At 29.3% G+C, this 20,870-nt stretch carries 17 protein-coding genes; 7 read left to right on the plus strand and 10 right to left on the minus strand.

What is annotated here, in order from left to right:
- Window positions 1-8 precede the first annotated feature (8 nt).
- From bcCo53_RS00715 to fliD, 4 genes are all read right to left on the minus strand, one after another.
- Entirely contained in the window at window positions 9-908 is a 900-nt protein-coding gene (locus bcCo53_RS00715; protein ID WP_028328158.1) for an ABC transporter permease, read from the minus strand.
- Window positions 909-914: 6 nt separating this feature from the next.
- Window positions 915-2,033: an ATP-binding cassette domain-containing protein gene (locus bcCo53_RS00720; RefSeq protein WP_025407826.1), complete on the minus strand. Its 1,119-nt coding sequence runs from the start codon at window positions 2,031-2,033 to the stop codon at window positions 915-917.
- A gap of 130 nt (window positions 2,034-2,163) precedes the next feature.
- Window positions 2,164-3,165, minus strand: coding sequence for a flagellin N-terminal helical domain-containing protein (locus bcCo53_RS00725; RefSeq protein WP_025407827.1), 1,002 nt, complete (start codon window positions 3,163-3,165; stop codon window positions 2,164-2,166).
- Window positions 3,166-3,287: 122 nt separating this feature from the next.
- Window positions 3,288-5,285 (minus strand): flagellar filament capping protein FliD, encoded by a 1,998-nt coding sequence (gene fliD / locus bcCo53_RS00730; protein WP_025407828.1) that lies wholly within the window; start codon window positions 5,283-5,285, stop codon window positions 3,288-3,290.
- 174 nt (window positions 5,286-5,459) lie between these two features.
- Between fliD and nagA the strand changes: the two genes are divergently transcribed.
- Window positions 5,460-6,665: an N-acetylglucosamine-6-phosphate deacetylase gene (gene nagA / locus bcCo53_RS00735; RefSeq protein WP_025407829.1), complete on the plus strand. Its 1,206-nt coding sequence runs from the start codon at window positions 5,460-5,462 to the stop codon at window positions 6,663-6,665.
- Between the two features lie 32 nt (window positions 6,666-6,697).
- A complete protein-coding gene (gene nagB, locus bcCo53_RS00740; protein ID WP_025407830.1) occupies window positions 6,698-7,501 on the plus strand; it encodes a glucosamine-6-phosphate deaminase in 804 nt (267 codons plus the stop codon).
- 104 nt (window positions 7,502-7,605) lie between these two features.
- Here nagB and bcCo53_RS00745 read toward each other — a convergent pair whose 3' ends face one another.
- Window positions 7,606-8,217 carry a superoxide dismutase gene (locus bcCo53_RS00745; protein WP_025407831.1) on the minus strand — a complete coding sequence of 204 codons (612 nt, stop codon included), beginning with the start codon at window positions 8,215-8,217 and terminating at the stop codon, window positions 7,606-7,608.
- Window positions 8,218-8,230: 13 nt separating this feature from the next.
- Window positions 8,231-10,930, minus strand: coding sequence for a preprotein translocase subunit SecA (gene secA / locus bcCo53_RS00750; protein ID WP_025407832.1), 2,700 nt, complete (start codon window positions 10,928-10,930; stop codon window positions 8,231-8,233).
- A gap of 63 nt (window positions 10,931-10,993) precedes the next feature.
- On the opposite strand from secA, the gene bcCo53_RS00755 reads away from it, so the two are divergent.
- The 4 genes from bcCo53_RS00755 to alr all read left to right on the plus strand — a co-directional run bounded on the left by bcCo53_RS00755 (window position 10,994) and on the right by alr (window position 14,323).
- Window positions 10,994-12,127, plus strand: coding sequence for an LIC_12708 family protein (locus bcCo53_RS00755; protein ID WP_025407833.1), 1,134 nt, complete (start codon window positions 10,994-10,996; stop codon window positions 12,125-12,127).
- A gap of 20 nt (window positions 12,128-12,147) precedes the next feature.
- Window positions 12,148-12,573: a hypothetical protein gene (locus tag bcCo53_RS00760; protein WP_025407834.1), complete on the plus strand. Its 426-nt coding sequence runs from the start codon at window positions 12,148-12,150 to the stop codon at window positions 12,571-12,573.
- A 3-nt stretch (window positions 12,574-12,576) separates the two neighbouring features.
- Window positions 12,577-12,993 (plus strand): hypothetical protein, encoded by a 417-nt coding sequence (locus tag bcCo53_RS00765; RefSeq protein WP_025407835.1) that lies wholly within the window; start codon window positions 12,577-12,579, stop codon window positions 12,991-12,993.
- A 229-nt stretch (window positions 12,994-13,222) separates the two neighbouring features.
- Complete coding sequence (alr, locus tag bcCo53_RS00770) at window positions 13,223-14,323, plus strand: alanine racemase (protein ID WP_028328159.1); 1,101 nt, start codon at window positions 13,223-13,225, stop codon at window positions 14,321-14,323.
- Here the strand turns inward: alr and bcCo53_RS00775 are convergent.
- Entirely contained in the window at window positions 14,315-15,910 is a 1,596-nt protein-coding gene (locus bcCo53_RS00775; protein WP_025407836.1) for a hypothetical protein, read from the minus strand. The genes alr and bcCo53_RS00775 overlap by 9 nt on opposite strands.
- Before the next feature lie 75 nt (window positions 15,911-15,985).
- Here bcCo53_RS00775 and bcCo53_RS00780 point away from each other — a divergent pair, with 75 nt between their 5' ends.
- Window positions 15,986-16,153 carry a hypothetical protein gene (locus bcCo53_RS00780; protein WP_155806396.1) on the plus strand — a complete coding sequence of 56 codons (168 nt, stop codon included), beginning with the start codon at window positions 15,986-15,988 and terminating at the stop codon, window positions 16,151-16,153.
- Window positions 16,154-16,156: 3 nt separating this feature from the next.
- Here the strand turns inward: bcCo53_RS00780 and bcCo53_RS00785 are convergent, their stop codons facing one another.
- The 3 genes from bcCo53_RS00785 to bcCo53_RS00795 all read right to left on the minus strand — a co-directional run bounded on the left by bcCo53_RS00785 (window position 16,157) and on the right by bcCo53_RS00795 (window position 20,837).
- A complete protein-coding gene (locus bcCo53_RS00785) occupies window positions 16,157-17,911 on the minus strand; it encodes a hypothetical protein (RefSeq protein WP_025407838.1) in 1,755 nt (584 codons plus the stop codon).
- A 75-nt stretch (window positions 17,912-17,986) separates the two neighbouring features.
- On the minus strand, window positions 17,987-18,964 hold the full coding sequence (locus bcCo53_RS00790) for a calcium/sodium antiporter (RefSeq protein WP_025407839.1): 978 nt from the start codon (window positions 18,962-18,964) through the stop codon (window positions 17,987-17,989).
- Between the two features lie 22 nt (window positions 18,965-18,986).
- Window positions 18,987-20,837, minus strand: a complete 1,851-nt coding sequence (locus tag bcCo53_RS00795) for a putative glycoside hydrolase (RefSeq protein ID WP_028328160.1) — start codon at window positions 20,835-20,837, stop codon at window positions 18,987-18,989.
- Between the last annotated feature and the right edge of the window lie 33 nt (window positions 20,838-20,870).

The following is a 20,870-nucleotide window of genomic DNA, read 5'->3' on the forward strand; positions in this document are numbered from 1 at the left end:
ATAAAATATTATTTATTATACATTTCTAAAAATCTCTTGAACTTATTTTCTTTTTTTCCTCCATAATTATCAGTGTTTAAGTAACTAAATTTAATAAAAATAGCCTGCATGATCCTATCTAAAATAATAGCTATTACCACAACAGCTAATCCAGATATTAAGCCTTCACCAAAATGCAACCTCTCAACAGAATATATCACAGTTCTGCCAAGCCCTGATGAACCAACCATTGCCGCAATTACTATCATAGATATAGCCATCATTATTGACTGATTAATTCCCTCTATTATGCTTTGAAGAGCTAATGGTAACTGAATCTGAAAAAGAATACGAATATTACTACTTCCAAAAGATTTTGCAGCCTCAATAACTTCACCTGGAACTTGAACAATCCCTAATCTTGTATACCTAATAACTGGAGGCATTGCAAAAATTATTGTAGCAAAAATAGCTGAAGATGTACCCATACCAAAAAAAGGTATAGCCGGTATTAAATAAATAAACGGAGGCATCGCCTGCATCAAATCAAGCAATGGCTTTAAAAATACATAAAACTTTGAATAATACCCACCTAAAATACCTATTGAAATTCCCCAAATTACCGAAAAAAATACAGACACAAAAATAATCGATATTGTATCCATTGACACTTCCCAAAGATTAAAATACAAAATAAAACAAAATCCTAACATAATCAAAAGCGCTAATCTTTTCTTTAAAAATAAAAAGCTCAAAACACAAATTATAATAATAAAAAAAACAGGATTAATCAAAAGAAACAATTTTTTCAAGCTGTCGTAAAAAAAAATTACAACATTTACAAACCCTATACCACTAGAATTTGAAAAATTGTCAACTAAAAAATTAAAAGCCTTATCTATATTAGCAACTATAAAATCTCTACTCATAAATAACTATCTTGCCAATAAGTTAGCAATCTCCCCTAAATCAATATATCCAATAATATCATCTTGTTGACCTTTTACAATTAAATAATCCAGTTTATTTAAATATTTAACCACACTTTTAATCTCATCACCTAAACCTAAATTTAAAGAAACAAGATTACTAGATTTTTTATTAATAGACACATCATACAAACTGAAATTATCACTTTCTTTTTCAAGAATCACATTAAATTTACCAACATCACCGCTAAGAGAAAAATCCATTTTAATAATATCTTTAATTTTTAAAATATTTAAAACGGGAAGATTTTTAATAAAATTAGCTATAAAATCTGTTCTAGGATCTCTTAATATTTCCAAGGGTCTACCTACCTGAACAATCTCACCATCTTTCATAAAAGCAATTCTATTGCCCAATTTAAAAGCTTCAATTAAATCATGAGTAATAAATACTACCGTCTTTTTTAATTTGTCTACCAACTTTAAAAGCTCACTTTGCATTTCACCCCTAATTAAAGGATCAAGAGCTGAAAAAGCTTCATCCATTAAAAGGATATCCGGATTAACTACTAAAGCTCGCGCTATGCCTACTCTCTGCTTCATCCCACCTGAAAGCTCATTTATATATTTATATTTAGAATCTTCAAGACCCACAAGAGTTAAAATATCAAGTGCTCGTTGAATCCTAACTTTTTTAGGAACATTCTTAACTTCAAGTCCATAAGTCACATTCCTTAAAACATTCATATGTGGAAAAAGTCCAAAATTCTGAAAAACCATGGCAAATTTATCTTTTCTTAAAGCAGAGAGATCTTTTTGATTAATATCATTCATTTCAATATTATCAACCAAAATCGAACCAGAATCTATTTTATGTATACCATTCAAACATCTAACAAAAGTAGATTTGCCACAACCTGACATACCCATAATAACTAAAATTTCATTCTCATACACATCAAGACTGATATTTGCATTTGCAATAAACACAGAGGATTCTTTGTAAATGTCAGCTCTATTTTTACCACTCTCATAACTCTTTATAGCTTTAACTATTTGTTTTTTATTTTGATTATAAGAAAATGTTTTATAAAGGTTTCTGACTTTAACACTAGCCTTAGACAAAAAAAACTCCTAACATGAAAACATTATAACTATACATAAATCAATATTAATTATACTAAAATATCAGAATTTTGATTGACACAAATAAAAATAAGGGTCTGCTAAAAGACCCTTATCCAAAAAATAAAATTTATCTAAGTAATGATAATACATATTGAGGCACTTGATTAGCTTGTGCAATCATAGCCATCGCAGATTGTGTCAAAATGCTGCTAGTTGTAGATGCCACAACTTCATCTGTCATTGTTGCATCTTTAATTTGAGCATAAGATGCTTTTAAATTTTCAATAGCATATTCTGTGCTATCCTTAATAGACTCAAGCCTGTTTTGGAAAGCACCGAGATTTGCTCTTTGATCAGTTACCATTCTGATAGCATCCTCTATCTTTGCAAGTGATATATTAGCATCAACAGCAGTTGTAACATTAATTGGAGAATTAACTCCACCTTGAGCTGGAGCTGCTACTGCACCTTGTCCAGCTTGAACTCCTTCTTCTTGTGCACCTTCAGCTACAGCAGGCTGAGCACCTTCACCTGCAAAAAGATTTGCAATATTAGATGCAAAAATATTAACAGCAATTGCTTCGTCCTGATTTGCTCCCACTTGTACTCTCAATGTCCATGAAGCTTGTGAGCCAGCTAATGATGCTGGTGTGTTAATTTTTGCAGGTTGCATTCCAAGCTCTTCAGCTGTTTTTACATTCTCAGCAGCTGATTTATTAGACAACATATGCATTTGATTGTATTGAGCTTGATCAGAAATTCTGTTAATTTCATCTGTAAGTTGCTCAATCTCAATTTGAATAGAACCTCTGTCTGCATCTGAATATGTACCATTACCAGACTGAACAGCAAGTTCTTTCATTCTTACTAATACTTTCTCTACTTCATCCAAATTTCCTTCTGTTGTTTGAATAAAATTTATAGCCTTTGAAGTATTTCTAGAAGCCTGAGATAATCCTCTAATTTGAGCATTAATCTTTCCAGCAACACCCATACCAGCAGCATCATCAGATGCACGATTAATTCTATACCCACTAGAAAGTTTTTCTTGAGTTTTGCTAAGATTAGCAGCATTAATGCTATTATTTCTTGAAGCATTTATAGCTGACGTATTATGATTTATGATCATATATCATTTCCTCCGTGACAAATTAATATAGTTTTTTTAACATTTTTGACAAATCCATTTGTCTCTTTAAAAGGATATCACAAAAACAAGAAAAAAATAAATACAATATTAATTTAAATTTATTACCTTCCCCTATTCAAATTTAAAGATTTAAGAATTTCCTCTTGTTCCTTCATCCGCTTTACAGTGAAATCTAAAGTATTAAGTTCCCCTTCAACTTTCTTTTCTTTCTCTTCATACTTTTTTTTATAATCTTCAACCACATTTTTCTCATTGGGAATTTTAATATCATAATTTCTTATCTTATTATAAATAAATCCTCCAGCACTTATTAAAGGAGATAAATAATCACCAAGCATCTTAGCAAGCCCATCATCATAAATGCGGTCATCATTAAAATCAACTGCAAAGAGTTCCTTAACTGAACTCATATTGTTTTGTAGTATCTCATTAAATTTTTTATCATCAAGGTCTAAATAACGTGAAAGACCTCCTGAAGAAGACATAGACTTAGTAAATACCCCTATTTGATTAATAATTGAAAAATTAGGATCATTGGTCCTGTAAGCATTAAACATTATTGATTCTAATCTTGATTTAATATTTCTTAATGTAAGCTCAGCTCTAAGTATTCCTAAATTTTTATAAGCCTCTTCCCTTTCATCTTCTGTTAAATAAGTCCATTCCTCAAGTAAATCTGATTTTTGACCATCCAAATTAGCCTCATTTAAACCTACAATATTAATTTCAGCTAAAACCGCATTATAAGCTATCAAAAAATCTAACAAAAGTTTTTTTATCCCCTCGTAATCAGGCTCAACTCGAACAACAATAGTATCATCTGATGCTTGTTTTAAATTCAATGTAACATTCGGAATTAAATCATTAATAACATTTGAATCACGCTCAACATCAACTCCATCAAACTTAATTTTTGCATTTTCTGCAAAACTCTTGGCATTTATTGGCAAGTAACCATCTCTATTTTTTGGATCAAAAATTTCAATATTACGAACAACAAAAACTTTATTATTAACTTTATTTTCGATATTGATCTCTTGTAGATCTGACAGTGCACCAATGTCAACCTCAACTTTTTCAAAATCACTTGCAACATTTATTGGAGGTAATTCCAAAGAATCCTTACCATTATGAATTTTAATCATATTCATCTGAATATACTGCTTTTCTCTCAAAAGAGGCTTACTATCAAATTCAAGATCAATGATGCTATCCTCACCTTCAACCTTGGCACCCTCAAATGTAGCTTCTCCAGGATTAAAAACAATTTCGCTTAAAATACCCTTATTATCTGTATCATAATATTTAATCTCAAATCTAATTTTACTTCTACTGCTAATTTCAATATTCTCTGGGATATCTATTGCAATCTCTGAGAGAGGCTCTAATACAACGTCACCATCATCAAAAGAAATTCTATTCATACTATTTTGTTGAGTACTCACAATTTCTGATAAACTTGGACTAAAATTTGTTGTAAGTTCACTTAAAATACCTATCTGCTTAGCAAGTTTTAAAGCTGCATCTTTCATAATAAGTCTATTATTCTCACCTTCCTTTAAAGACCTTAAAATCAGCCTATTATTTCCAGCACTATCACTCTTCACAAGTTTAGCAGACAAAAACCCCTTACCTCGATTATTAATATCCTTAACAAGGGATTCAATATCTCCATTATTTCTAATTTTAATCTCTTTATCGCCAACTAAAAATACATAATCTCCTACAGGAATATTAATTTCCTTTTGTTTAAAATTAGAAGATAAAAAAATATCAGAACTTGCTACCTGATTAACATCAATTTTATAAGTTTCATTTTTAGCTCCATAGCGAGCAGATAAAGAAAGAACATCATCATTACCAGAATTACCTGACATATAATTAAAAGGACTATTAATAGAGGTAATTTGCTTGGCAATTGAATTTAAAGTAGAAACCTTCTTATTAATTATTTGCCAAGCACGTTTCTCTTGCTCTAAATGCTCAAGCTTTTTTACAGATTCATCTACTTTAGCCTTATCAGGCTTAAGTATAGACTCACGGATTTCTTTAATATTATATTTACTATCTAAACCTGGAACAAAAAATCCAGAAGACATTACAACACCTCTTAATTAAAAAGTTTAACATAAAAAATATAAATTATTACACACAAAATCATGTACTATTCTAAAATTAACGAAAAATATCTCATTATAAGACAAACAAAAAACTAAGCATCTTTAAAAAAGATATTTGCTTATAGTAAAATTTAGGTTTATAGGAGAATCAATATGCCAAATTTTTGTTTATTCAATTCAAAATCCGTACTAACCGGAAATGATAAAATAGACAATTCAGCGGTCCTTGTTAAGGATAATACAATCTTTGACATAGTAACAGCTGATAGACTTGAAAAAATTGACCTACAAGACTATGAAATGATTGATGTTAAGGGTAACTACATAACACCTGGCCTTTATGATAATCACATACATGGATTTTATGGCTACGGAACAGACCAATGTTCAACAAACTCAATACTTCAAATGTCAAAATATTTAGCAGAGTATGGAGTAGTAGGATTTCTACCGACACTTTACCCACGTCCAACTGAAGAAATGATTGCAACAATCAAAGCATGTACCGAAGCAATAGGCAAAGAAAAGGGTGCAAAAATTTTAGGACTTCATCTTGAAGGACCATTCTTCTCTCCTGAAAAAAAAGGCGCACATCGGACCTCTTATCTTCAAAAACCAAGCATTGAAATCATGAAAAAATTCATAGAAGCCGCAGGGGGAACCTTTACAGATTCTTTTGGGAGGAAAAAAACAAATATTGCAACAATGACAGTCGCACCCGAACTTAAGGGCATGAGAGAACTTGCAATGTTTTGCATGGAAAACAACATCACACTCCAAGCAGGGCATACCAATGCAAAATATGAAAATATGATTGAAGGGTTCCAAGTAGGCATACTACATACAACACACTTTTTCAACGCAATGTCAAAACTTGATCACAGAAATCCAAATGCAATAGGCGCTACCTTAATTCATGGAGATGTATCTTGTGAAATTATAGCTGACGGACATCATATTCATCCAAAACTCGTTCTAATGCTGAGAAAACTTAAAGACATAAGCAAATTGGTCCTTGTAACTGATGGACTTACACCAACACTACAACCATCTGGAAAACTAATAGCTAATGGAGAAGAAGTGTACCTTAAAAAAGACGGATTATTTCACATCGTAGAAAATGATACAATAGCAGGCTCCGCACTCACAATGATACAAGGCATTAAAAATCTAGTAGAGTTTGGATACAGTTTAAGCGACGCTATTCAAGCAAGCTCATACAATCCAACAAGGATAATTAATCTTGAAAAAAAAGGATTAATATGCCATGGTTATGATGCAAATATAAATGTCCTTGACAAAGACTTAGATTTAAAATTAACCATGATAGAATCAAAAATAATTTTCAATAAACTTTGATTTTATTCATTTATCAATACAAGGAGAAATAAATGAGATTAATCATTAGACCTAACTATAATGACATTTCAAAATGGGCTGCTAATCATGTAGCCATAAGAATAAAAGAATTTTCACCAACAAAAGAAAAACCATTTATTTTAGGGCTCCCAACGGGTAGCTCACCAATGGGAATGTATAAAAATTTAATTGAAATGAATAAACTTGGAAAAATTTCATTTGAAAATGTAGTCACGTTTAACATGGACGAATACATAGGGTTAGATAAAAATCATCCTGAAAGCTATCATTCATTTATGTGGAACAATTTCTTCTCACACATAGATATAAAAAAAGAAAATGTACATATATTAAATGGTAATGCTATCAATCTTATAAATGAATGTGAGGAATACGAGAACAAAATTAAATCTTACGGTGGTATTAGACTTTTTGTAGGAGGTATTGGACCTGATGGCCATATTGCCTTTAATGAACCTGGATCGTCATTAAAATCAAGAACAAGAATTAAAACTCTAACTCAAGACACAATTATTGCAAACTCAAGGTTCTTTGAAAATGATATTAATAAAGTTCCTAAAAGTTCATTAACAGTAGGAGTGGGAACAATTATGGATTCAAAAGAAGTGATGATTATAGTAAATGGATACAACAAAGCAAGAGCATTAAAACACGCTATTGAAAAAGGAATTAATCACATGTGGACAATCAGTGCTCTGCAATTACATAAAAGTGCAATTATAGTATCAGATGAATCTGCAACATATGAATTAAAAGTCGGAACAGTAAAATACTTCAATGACATTGAAAAAAATAATTTCAACAACGATATATAAAAGTGTCATCATGATTTCTTAAGGCAAATAAATACAAACACATAACCTAAGTACAAGGAAGAAATTGCCTTTAAGCTCAGCTTATAAAACATTTTATAATGAAATTATTCTATGATTTCATTATAAACTCTTGAAACTTCTTCCCAATTTAAAGCCTTAAAGAAAGCATCGATATATTCAACTCTTCTATTTTGATATTTAAGGTAATAAGCATGTTCCCAAACATCAATACCTAAAATAGGCTTATAGTCCTCCATTAAAGGGCTGTCCTGATTTGACCTTGATATTACTTGTAATTCTCTATTTGCATGCAGAACTAGCCAAGCCCAACCACTCCCAAAAATACTCATAGCTGACTCTTTTAAAGCTACCTTAAGATTATCAAGACTGCCAAAAGTCATATTAACATGTTCTTCAAAACTCTCTAAAATATTATCTTTACTGCCAGGTTTCAAAGTTCTAAAATATAAATTATGATTAGAATATCCACCAGCATTATTTCTGATAGTTGCTTGGAATTCTTTAGGAAATCGATGAATATTTTTTAATATACTTTCAATATCCTTAGAACAATTTAATTCTGTCTTTTCAAGAACAGAATTTAAATTTACTGTATAAGCATTATGATGTTTACTATGATGAATTTCCATTGTTTGAGCATCAATATACGGTTCTAAAGCATCATAAGCATAACTAAGTTCTGGTAATTTAAACATAAAATCCTCCTTGTCATTTTCTTCCATGACAATTTTTATATTTTTTTTCACTGCCACAAGAACAGGGATCATTCCTTCCAATTTTAGGAGTATTTCTAACTATTTGCACTCCTGACACATTAGTAGCCCTCTCTGAAGACGCAATACCAGAAAACTCCTTATGAGTAGCACGAATATTCTTAATTTTCTTATTTTCATGACTACTAGAATCAATATCAACTTTTATCTGCAAAGTTCGCTTCAAAGTTTCAATCTTAATATCCTTAACAAGCTCATTAAAAATTGCAAAACCTTCTTCCTTATACTCAGTAATTGGATTTTTATTAGCATAAGATCTCAAATAAACTGACTCTCTTAAAGAATCAAGATTTGCAAGATGATCTTGAAACTTAGAATCAATATTTCTTAAATACTCATGTTTTAAAAATTCATTCAAAAGTTCATGTCCAATTAACTCTTCTTTTTCATCTAAATTAGACTTTGCAATTTCCATTAACTTATCTTTCAATTCTAAAATACTCATGGATTCAACAGCGCCAACACTCTCCATCATATAAGCAAAAACAGAATTTATCTCATTTAGTACAGAACTTACAACTATTTCTCCTTTAACTTGATCAAATAAGAAATCAAGATATTCTCTTAAAGAGAGCAGAATACGTTCCTTAAGATTACTATCAACAAGAATTGAATTTCTTTGAGAATAAATAAACTCTCTATGTTTTGTTATAACATCATCATACTCTAAAAGATGCTTTCTAATCTCAAAATTCCTATCTTCTACTCGCTTTTGTGCATTAATTAAAGATTTTGTTAACAAAGAATGTGCAAGAGGCTCACCTGTTGCCATTCCAAGCCTGCCCATCAAAGCTCTCAAATTATCACCTGCAAAAAGCCGCATCAAATCATCGTCAAGGGACACATAAAATCTTGATCGACCAGGATCTCCCTGTCTTCCTCCTCGCCCCCTCAGCTGATTGTCTATTCTTCTTGATTCATGACGCTCACTACCAATAACATAAAGACCACCAAGAGCTTTCACTTCCTCATAATCCTTAAGATACTCTTCTCGCTCATTCTGAATAGCTTTTTGAAACTCTTCAAGACTCATACCGGTTCCAAACTTCTTACGAACCCGATGTTCAAGATTCCCACCAAGCTTAATATCAGTACCACGTCCAGCCATATTAGTAGCAATTGTAATGGAATGTTTTGCTCCTGCTTCAGCAATAATTAAAGCCTCACGAAAATGATTTTTTGCGTTTAAAACTTCATGTTTAATACCTTTATTTTTAAACATATTTGACAAAATCTCAGATTTTTCAATAGAAACAGTCCCAACAAGCACAGGTTGCCCTCTCTTATAAGCTTCATAAACCTCATTAGTAATTGCCTCAAACTTAAATTCTTCAGTGTAATAAATAATATCATCCTCATCTATTCTTGCTACCAATTTATTAGTAGGAACAACTACAACATCAAGATTATATATTTTATGAAATTCTTTTGCCTCTGTATCAGCCGTACCAGTCATTCCAGAAATTTTCTTAAACATCCTAAATAAATTTTGGAATGTAATTGTTGCCATAGTTCTATTCTCACTTGCAACCTTAACACCTTCCTTAGCCTCAATAGCCTGATGTAACCCATCAGAATATCTACGTCCTTGCAAAATACGACCTGTAAACTCATCAACAATCTCGACTCTAGAATCCCTAACAATATATTCCCTGTCTTTTAAAAAAAGTAAATGGGCCTTTAATGCTTGAGTCATGTAATGAACATAATTAAAATTAGAATCAACATACATAGAACCCTTAATTATACCTTTTGACACCAAAATTTGTTCTAAATTATTTAAACCATTCGCCGTAAAAGATACTCTCTTACCCTTCTCATCAACAGTATAATCACCATCAAGTTCATCAATCTCTAAAGGATAATCTCCTGTTTTGGGATCTTTAGAACACTCCTTTAAGAGCGGGACAAGGGAATTGACCTCAAGATAAGCGCTAGTATCTCCTTCAGTAGAACCTGAAATAATTAAAGGAGTTCTAGCCTCATCAATTAAAATAGAATCAATCTCATCGATAATACAATAACTAAAATCCCTTAGAGACTTTTGAGATAAATCAAAGCACATGTTATCTCTCAAATAATCAAATCCAAGCTCATTATTGGTAACATAAGTAATATCCTTATCGTATTCCGCCCGCCTTCTAGCAGAATCCATATTTGATAGTACAACCCCAACACTAACTCCTAAAAGATCAAAAACCGGCTTCATCCAATTTGAATCACGCTCTGCAAGATAATCATTAACCGTAACAATAATAACACCATCACCTGTTAAACTATTAAGGTAAGCGGCTTGTACTGAAGATAAAGTTTTACCTTCCCCCGTCTTCATCTCTATTATTTTGCCCTGATGAAGCGCAAGCCCAGCAATAAGTTGCACATCATAAGGTCTCTCCTTAAGGCGCCTTCTGGCAGCTTCCCTTGAAAGCGCAAACGCTCTCTCTAAAATATCATCTAAGGTTTTACCCTCCTTAAGTTCACCTCTCAATTTTTCTGTTTCCATAGCAAAATCTTTATCTAACAAAGACAATGCCCAAGACTCAAGCTTATTAATATTCCTCAAAACAGGCAGATAATTCTTCAGATCCCTTTTACTTTTTGAACCAATAGTTGCTTCAAATATTGCTCTTAACATATCAGGTATCAATTCTCCTAAAATAATTGACTTTCAACCATTTAAAATAATAACATCTAAAATATGAAAAAGTTTTATAAAATTCATTTAAGTCTATTGGTTATTATTATATCATGTAATATCAAAACTTTAAACGAACTTGGAGAAGAGCAATTCAAAATACCATTTGGAACATTACCTGGCGAAATAACACCACTTGCAAACAAATTTACTAATTCAAGCTTTGACATTAAAACATACAACGGACTTGTATATATTGTAGAAGTTAAAGCAAATAAACTCATGATTTTTAATTCTTATGGAAAATTAATTCAAACTTATCAAAATGGCATATTTCAAACAAATTCCAACCTTAAAATCAAAAAAGTAGATTTTGAAAATATTCAGACAATATACCCATCAAAAGACTTTATCGTAGTATCAGATAGACTAGATGATCATAAATCTAAATTCGATGAGAAAGAAAACATAGCATATTCTACACGAATATTTATTTTAAATAAAGATTCATCTGTAGAAATCTTAGGACAAGAAGGACGAAATGGAACGCCATTTCCACAAGTCTATGATATCAATATTGACGACGGAAACAACATAGCAATAATAACTATATATCATGAAGGATATATAATATACTCCTACGATAGGGCTCTCTCCCCACTTTATAAGATTTATGTAAATACAAACATATTACAAATACCAGAAGAAGAGAGAAAAAAATATAATATATCAATAGACAAAGTATTTTTTGAAGTAAATAAAAAAATCATTTACGTAAAGACAACTTACTATGAAAATATTAGAACCAATGAAAACATTAACGATCTTGGAGTGAAGATCAAAAATCAATATTTTTATACAATAAGTTTAAATAAACATAAAGAATTTGAAATAAAAAATAAAATCACATTACCCCAAAATTTATTAAATGATCAACAAGAAAGTTTCATCAATATCATTGGAATTCTAAAAGATAAAATCATAGCATCGACCAACATGAAAAATCTATCTAACACCTTAATATGGAAATTGGACAGTAAAGGAAAAATAAAAGAACAAATGGTCTTAATTGAACCAACAAACCTTAAATTTCTTGCTGAAAGCCTATCTAAAGACGGCATACTTAGCATACTTTATGGCGCAAAAAGTGGGGTCAGCGTCTACTGGTGGAACTTAAATACTTTACTTAAACTATAAAATAATTAAAATCAACATCTATGAAAAACAAGAATTACAAATATCAAATACACAACAATCATAAACAAAGGATAAAAAAACATCTAACTCTTGGAATAATTCTTGTCATAATGCTAATTATTATCAAAGTTGTATTAATTCCCAAATTACAAAAATTGGAGCATAAATACAAACCTACTCTCACAATAGAACACAAAATAAAAAATAAAAACCTATATATCAAAATTAATATTCAAAATAATAACATAAAAGACCTAGGCAAATCCAATATAGAAGTATATTTAGACAATAAACTCATTGAAAATAATATGATTTACATAGACAAGATTCATTATACATTATATACTAATGTTGCATACAGAAATGAGAGTTTATTAAATATAATACTAATAAATCACAGAGGCGATGAGGCATATTATAGTAAAAGATTAAAGCTTGGAGGATAAGAAATGTTACAAATATATTTTATATCTGTTTTACTTAATATTTTGGGAGGAATAGTACTAGCATTCCCACTTTTAGTAGAACGATTTAAGGGCTTAGTCATCTTTGAAGCATTTATACATTTAATCAACAATAACAAAAATGTAAGAAGCATTTTTGGCACAATATTTTTAATAGCCAGCATATTTGAAATAATCATACCCTATGACTTGCCAATAATTGGAAATTTATTACCTGCTATCAGCCTATTTTTCATTGGTTTTATCCTTTTCTTAAGCCAAAAAATGCCTATAAACCTCCAAAATAATAAAGAATATGAAAAATTCAAATCTTTAATCGAAAGCAATAAAAAATTAATAGGAATTTTAGCATTAATTATTGGAGCAATTCATTTTTTTGCCCCAAAAGTTCCTTTCCTTTAAAAGATAATTTACGCAATGCAATTACAATTCTAAAAAATAAGATAATAAAATAAAAAGAATAATTTAGATAAATGTAAAAAAACTAGATTGATTTATAAACAAACAGCAAAATATACAATATGTCTCAATACTTGTAAAATCAAAAGAGTAAGCAAGTATACGTAAATTTAACGAAACTAAAACTTTATTGTCAATTTCACCTATATACAGGTGTAGTATAATATACAGAATGACTAAAAACAAAGAAATCATAATAAACCTCAAAAATCTAGAACATAATCTAATCTCAATTAAAAATTATATTCAACAAAGAGAATTAATAGCCACACTTAAATCAGATGCTTATGGGCATGGACTTATTCAGACATTCAAATTCTTAAAAGCAAAAGGGGTAAATTATTTTGGCCTTTTTTGGATAGATGAGGCTTTAAAGCTTAAAAAAATTGAAAAAGACGCAAATATACTACTCTACATTAACACAGACAAGAGTGCAATAAAAAACTTAGTTAAATTCAACATTACACCCTTTGTTGCTGACTCTCAATATTTATCACTAATAGAACAAGAATGTAGAAAACAAAATAAAAAAATAAAAATTCATTTGAAAGTTGACGTTGGAATGAATAGATATGGAACTAAAATAGAAAACGCACTTAATCTAGCAATTCAAATTCAAAATTCAAAATTAGTAGAATTTGAAGGAATTTGCACACATTTACCAACAACAGAAAACACAAAGATTACTCAAGCACAAATTGAAAAATTTATTCATTTTATAAATGAACTTAAGATAAAAAATATAAATCCAAAATTTATCCATGCTTCCAACTCAGAACACATAGTAAACTATACAATAAATGAACAATTTAATATGGTAAGACCAGGACTTATCTTATATGGATATTATCCAAACTCAAATAGCTTAAACAACAACTTGCAACTCAAACCAGTACTAAATCTATATTCAAAAATCATATTTATTAAAAACGTAAAAAAGGGAGAGCAAATATCATACTCTGGTTTATTCACTGCAAAAGAAGATATGCAAATAGGACTTTTGCCAATTGGATATTTCGATGGAATCCCACAAAATACATCTAACAATTTTTACTGCATAATAAAAGATCAAAAATGCTTCATTAGAGGAAAAATATGCATGAACATCTCAATCGTAGAAATACCTAAAGATCTAAAAATCAAAATAGGAGAAAAAGTAGAAATAACTTCTGAAAGATTAAGCTTAGATTTACTCAGTCAAGAATCTGGTATGAGTAAATACGAAATACTTTGCTCGATTGGCAAATATGAGAAAAAAAAATATCTATATTAAATTACCCAAAGAATCAAATTTCTGAAAATCAACTAAATTTCCTTTACTATCATAAATCCACTTATAAACCGAAACACCTCCAATATCATCTCTTAACCTTAAATCTGGACCATAATTTGTTTTCTTTGAAAGCTTGCCAAATTTATTGTACTCATATCTATACATACTAACACCGTGAATATCATCTTGTAATTGGCCCAGATTACCAAAATTTTTCTGACTAATAAGTCTATTTTGTTTATCATATTCATAAGCATACTCAAAAATAGCACTCCGATCTGCTACCAAAACACCGCTATTAGAATAGTTACTCTTTAAAATCAAATTGCCACTAGTATCATATGCAAATTCATATCTAAAAACACCTGCAAAATCATCTATAGGATTATCAAAATCTCCATAATGCTCTTGAGATTTAAGAAGACCATCCTTATTATAAAAATATTTATAAATCATCACCCCATTGGAATCACTGATTAAATTAAAATTTCTATCAAAGAAAAGATTTTCAATTAAATAAAATTTATTATCATATTTATAACTATAAACGGCAATACCCTTAAAATCATCCATTATCTCATATTTCTCTTCATAACTAGCAGGAATATCACTATTATAATTTTTATTTATTCTGTTACTATAGTTTATTATCCTTTTTTCATTATTTTGTATGTACAAGATGGTTTTTCTCATAGCATAACCATCTTGACTAACAGTTAAATTATTATTAGCATCATAATTATATTCTTTATAAAAAGAGTCTCTTTCTTTTAAATTATACTCATATCTATATATTGCTACATTATTCTCATCAGGAGTTAAGTTATTTTGAATATCATAATTTAGAACTTCAATAAGCTTACCGTCCAAATCATAACGATATGTCTTGATTGCAACGGAAAAAGGATTTGCATATAAAGAAAATACCGAATCTAAATACTCTTCTTTTACAAGATTATGGGCACTATCATAAGTTAATCTAAAACCATATATTCCATTTTTAGCCTTTATATTATAGTTTTTATCATCATAGTATAAAACCGTTTTTGTACGATCAGAATCATTATAAGTAATTTTAGTATAATACACATTATTTAAATCTTTAATCTGAAAACCAACCTCATTAAATCTATAAACACAAAAACTACTATCATCATTATAAATAAAATGATAATAAGCAACCCCATGTTTATCCTTTATAATCTCATTAGATTTATTATAATTAAAAATACTTTTCGGTCTGCCATTTGAAAAGTACTCTATCTGTTCAATATAAACATCTTCTAAATTCTTAAAAGCAAAATCCCCATTTAAAAATGACCTCCTTTCCATACCCTCAGAATGTTCTATTTTGATCTTATGTGCACCAAAAAAAGAAGGAATTAAAATACTAAGTTTGCCAATATAATCAATACATACAAGCTTACTATTATCATAAGTAAATCTATATCCACATTCTTCTTCTGCATCTTCCTTACTGATCTCATATCTACCGACTATTTTATAATTAAGATCATAACCAACAGATCTATAATAAATTTCTTCTGAAAAAAGAGCATAAGCTATAAAAAACATAATCAAAAACATGGCCATTCCTTGATCAATCAATCTTCTTTTGATAAATTTATTATACAATTAAACTAGCACAATGAGGAGTTTAAAATGGCAAAAATTTCTAAAAATGCCCAAAGAAGTGGTTCTAAAGAATTGCTAAGCAGGTGGGGGGGGAAAATTATAATGAAGTCTAAACTTGAAAATGGTAAAATCAAGCATTATGCTGAATGTCAGACTTCAAAAAATACAGCAAGAAGACCTAAAGATTTATTCTAAAATTTATTTTTTGTTCAATTTATCTTCAAACTTCATCCAAGCCTCATCTTGTTCACTTTTAGTATAAGTTCGACTTAAGGCCTCCTTTTTAGGAGTTCCCTTACTTTTTTTAACATAGGAATTCCTAATGTGTTCTCTTAGTTCTTCTCTTTGTTTTCGTCTTTTATCTAACTGTCTTTTTACTCGCTCATTTGGATCAAAAAGCTCACCAATATAATTTTTAGACACAGTCTTAGAATTTAATCTAGACAAAGCCTCTTTATAACTTTGATGCTTCCCAGTTAAGAATAACAAAAGTCTCTTTAATAAAGGCAAATCCCTATAAGCAGCATCTAAAAGATTAGACAAATCAACTTTATAAATCTTATAAAGTGGTAAAAATGTATTACTATTTTTAAAATATTTTGCAGCTTCAGTTTTGATTATATCTTTAATATGAGCCTGAATATTTTGCGTTCTAGAAACTCGTCTATAATGAGAAACAATAAAATCAAGAAATGCAACTTTATTTTTTAAACAATAAGCATTTATATCATAATTAGAAATAAATTCCATCAATGTTTTCTCAAGACCCTCTTCTGTAATAATGGTAGAAGAAGTTTTACCGTTACCCAACACCTTTGTAAATTCATTTCTCAACTTCTCCCTAACATTAATTAAAATTTGATCAAATTCTTTTAGAAACATAGAATAAGCACATGGCTTATATAAATATACGCCTCTTTTAATACTAAATATTTTAGGCAATGAACCTTTAATATTGGACTCAAAAAAGTATTCATTAGCCGCCTTTAAAAAATTTTCAGGCTCAGATAATCCCGCAGCATGCTCTTGAAGGACGTTTTTAAATTCTTCTAAATTAATAAATGTTGATTTAAACTCTATTGTTTTTTCAATTGATTTCAAAGTCTCATCAATCTTAATACTCTCTAAATTTTTACGTTCCTCTAAGTTTTTCTCATTAACAATATAAATATTTAATATTCTTAAAAAAGTAAAATAATTTTTAGAAATATTAACACCTTTCTTATTTAAAATCTCATCCTTATTTTCTAAAATTCCTAAAAGAAGATTATAAGCAACTCCAACACCATTGATGCCCTCATCCAACATTCGATCATATTCACTAAGCTTTAAATTTCTAGCCCTCATAAACACATCTTTAACTATTCTGTTAGAAGCAACTCCGAATAAAATTTTTTTCATAAATTCAATAAAATATAAAGCTTTACCCGAAGGAATTATCAAAGAATCCAACACAAATATCTTCTTTAACGAAGTATTTTCTTTAAAAAATTGCAGATTAACGTCTGACTTTGCAAGAGTGATGAAATCTTTTTCAAAGAATAACAAATGCTTATCTATATTCTTAATCGTAAGTAAGGCACTAAAAAGCTCTATCCCCACATAATGTTTTAAAAATAAATCCTCGATAGCATAATAATAAAAATTATAACTATTCTCATCGGTTATTATGATCTTATAAGGAACCAATTCTCCATCTGATGTTACCTGATTAACAATAATGCCTCTCTTAACCTCATAAAGTTTCCGAAATAAAAAATCTAATTCTCCTCTAAGAGCACGTATTTTAACAGAATAATCTTCTATAAAATTAGCATAATCGATAATATCCTGTTTATGCTCCACAATAGTTCTTAAAATCATTTTTTGAACATCTGAAGAAATCCCTATTTGAGAAATCAAAATATCCAGTTCTTTATCATTTAGATAGAAAATCTCGGGTAACTTTTTCATCTTATACTTCCAATCTCCTCATGTGCAAAACAATAACAACATAATATATAATAACATATTGACAAATTAATGGAATTAAAAAATACCAAATAAAAATGAATTATATAAAATATACAAAGATAAAAAAAGAATAGCAGAACCTCTACCAAAAGTTCCTTTAAACTTTACGATTAACAATAACATTAAAGATACAGCAAGCATGATACTAAAGTCAGACAAATAAATATCACTCATGAGTACTGGATTTACAAAACTACTACTAGACAAAATAAACCCAATATTAAATATATTACTTCCAATGATATTTCCAAGGGCAATATCTGACTCTTTTTTAATTACTGCAAAAAGAGAAACGACAATCTCTGGTATGCTGGTCCCAAAAGCTACAAAAATAATTCCAATAACTTTCTCACTAATATTCAAAACATTATGTGCAATGTATATTGAACTATCTATTAACAACTTTGAACCCAAATATAAAAAATATACACTTAATAATAAAAGCAAGATATTTAAAAATAAAAACTTAAACCCATAATCACAGTTACCACTCTCTAAATCTATTGTAACAGAATCATATTTTTTTTCCTCTCTATAAAATAAAAACAAGTAAAATAAAAATAAAAATAAAATTATCAATGAACTAGTTCTATAATAAGGTACCTTAAAAAAAGACAAAGTGCCAAAATCAAAAGAAAGTAATAAAAGAAGAAACATCAATAAAAATAAAATTATAAAAGAGAACTTAAGTCTATTAAAATCAGTTTTAATCTTTAAAAAAAGCCCTGTTAAAGGAAGTGCAAGCAACATATTAATAATATTACTACCAATGATATTAGAAACAATAATTTCATTTTTACCCTTAAAAGATGCTATTAAACTTGTAAAAAGCTCTGGAGCACTTGTTGATAAAGATACTATTACGACACCTATTAAAAGATTAGGAACTTGCAAATAAGTAGCAATATTGACAGAACTCTTTAAAAGATAATTTCCACCAAGATACAACAAAAATATACCAAGTATTACATAAAAAAAATGAATGGATTCCAAAAAAATCTCCTTCCGCAAACATTTAAGACAAACCTAAAAACTCTCTTAAATCATTTTTAACCATATAATAGATATTAGATGCATTCCATAAACTAAAACCATTACCTAAAGACTCTTTAACCCCTCTTAATTGATGAGAAAAATATTCTAAATAAACTTCTTTACCCACAAAGCGTTCTGAACCAAGCAAAAAAGCTTGAACATAAGGCCTAATTATAACCCTACCTGAAGAGAATACAGAAGCCCTATTACTCCCTTCCTTATAAATCTTATAAGCCCTGGTAGTATAGTATAACTCATCTTTCAAAAAATCGTTAGTATAATGCGAAGGATAAAACATTGGTGAAATAACATCAACATAATCTGCCATCATAGAAATGTTTTGACCAATACTATTTGTAATAAACCATCCATTATTCCCGTAAACATCAATAGAAATAGGAATATCAATATTTTTCCTAGCCATAATTAAAAAAGACTCAAGAGCATCAATTGCTCTCATCTTATATTTATTGAATCTTGAAGTTATAAGAGATACAGGCCCATCTGTTGGAAATCTAATATAATCAAATTGAATCTCGTCAACGCCAAAAGACTGTATTTCCTTTGCAATAGATAAATTATAATCCCATGTATCTTGCAAAAAGAGATCTACCCAATGCTCCTTTTGAACAGATCTCAGAGAACCACCAACATCAACTTTTACAATATTTGCCCAAGGCTGATTGGTCTTTTTATTCCAAAGGGCATACTCACAATTATTATAAAAATAAAGTTTCTCATCTTTAAAGACAACAACTCTAGCAATAACATATATTCCAAGCTCCTTTGCTTTATTTAAAATATAAGGAACATCTATCAAATTTTTAACAGCCTTTATCTTGTTTGGCAAAGACAATTTACTTGCATAAGTAATAACACCACTATCATTTTTAAAATCAATAACAACAGCATTCATTCCTAATCTTTTTATAAACTCAAATCTCTCATCAACATCTCTCTTATTATGAAGAGTGTAAGCCGTCAAATAAATTGCTCCCTTATTAGAAGCAAGACTACTCCTTTCTAACTTTTTAAGAGAATCTTCTCCATAAACAGAAAATTGGCCATCAAAAGTCCACTTGTCATTAATGTAAGAATAAAAATGATTATCATAAGTTCTAACTAAAAGTTTTTCCATATTTGCATCTGACAAATCAATAATGCACACTATCTGTTTCTTAAAAGGAAACTCTAACTTTTTAATAACCCCTTGAACCGTATTAATTAAAATAATATCTCCATAAATTCCATAAGAACAATAAAGCTCACTTGCATTGTTTTTTGAAAACTCTATTGCACTAATCACATCATAATAACCAGCACCAAGATATGTCTTAGAAATTAAAGAATTTAAGCTTTTAAAATCCAAATTATCGTTAACGCTTAAATAAATTCCACTATTAGAAGTCCCAATAGCAATACGCTTATACTCTCCTCGAGACAATGCACTTGATGTAATATAAGAATTTTTATTAAATTTGTCATTATCAACTAATTTCATAAAATCTTTAAAATAATTATGAGAAATATAAACAGAGTCACTAGTCGTCAAAAGAGCATTTGAAGAATAAAAATCTTCATAAATAGAAGTTATTCTCTTAGGCACAGGTCTTTTAAACGGATATATCCACCTAGTATCTAATCCCTTAGGTTCAACCTTAAATATTGTATCATTATGCTTCTTATATAAAGAACCTTTATGAATAAAAAATAAATCACCCTTCTTAAAATATTTAGCTTCATTTAATGAATACAAATGAAAACACAAAAAAAAATAAGAAAATAACAAGCAAATTATATACAAAAACATTATACATGTATTAAGTCTCATATAAACAACAGCCAGCCTTTTTTACAATAAATA

The organism is Borrelia coriaceae (assembly GCF_023035295.1).
In the GTDB taxonomy this organism is placed as follows: Bacteria; Spirochaetota; Spirochaetia; order Borreliales; family Borreliaceae; genus Borrelia; species Borrelia coriaceae.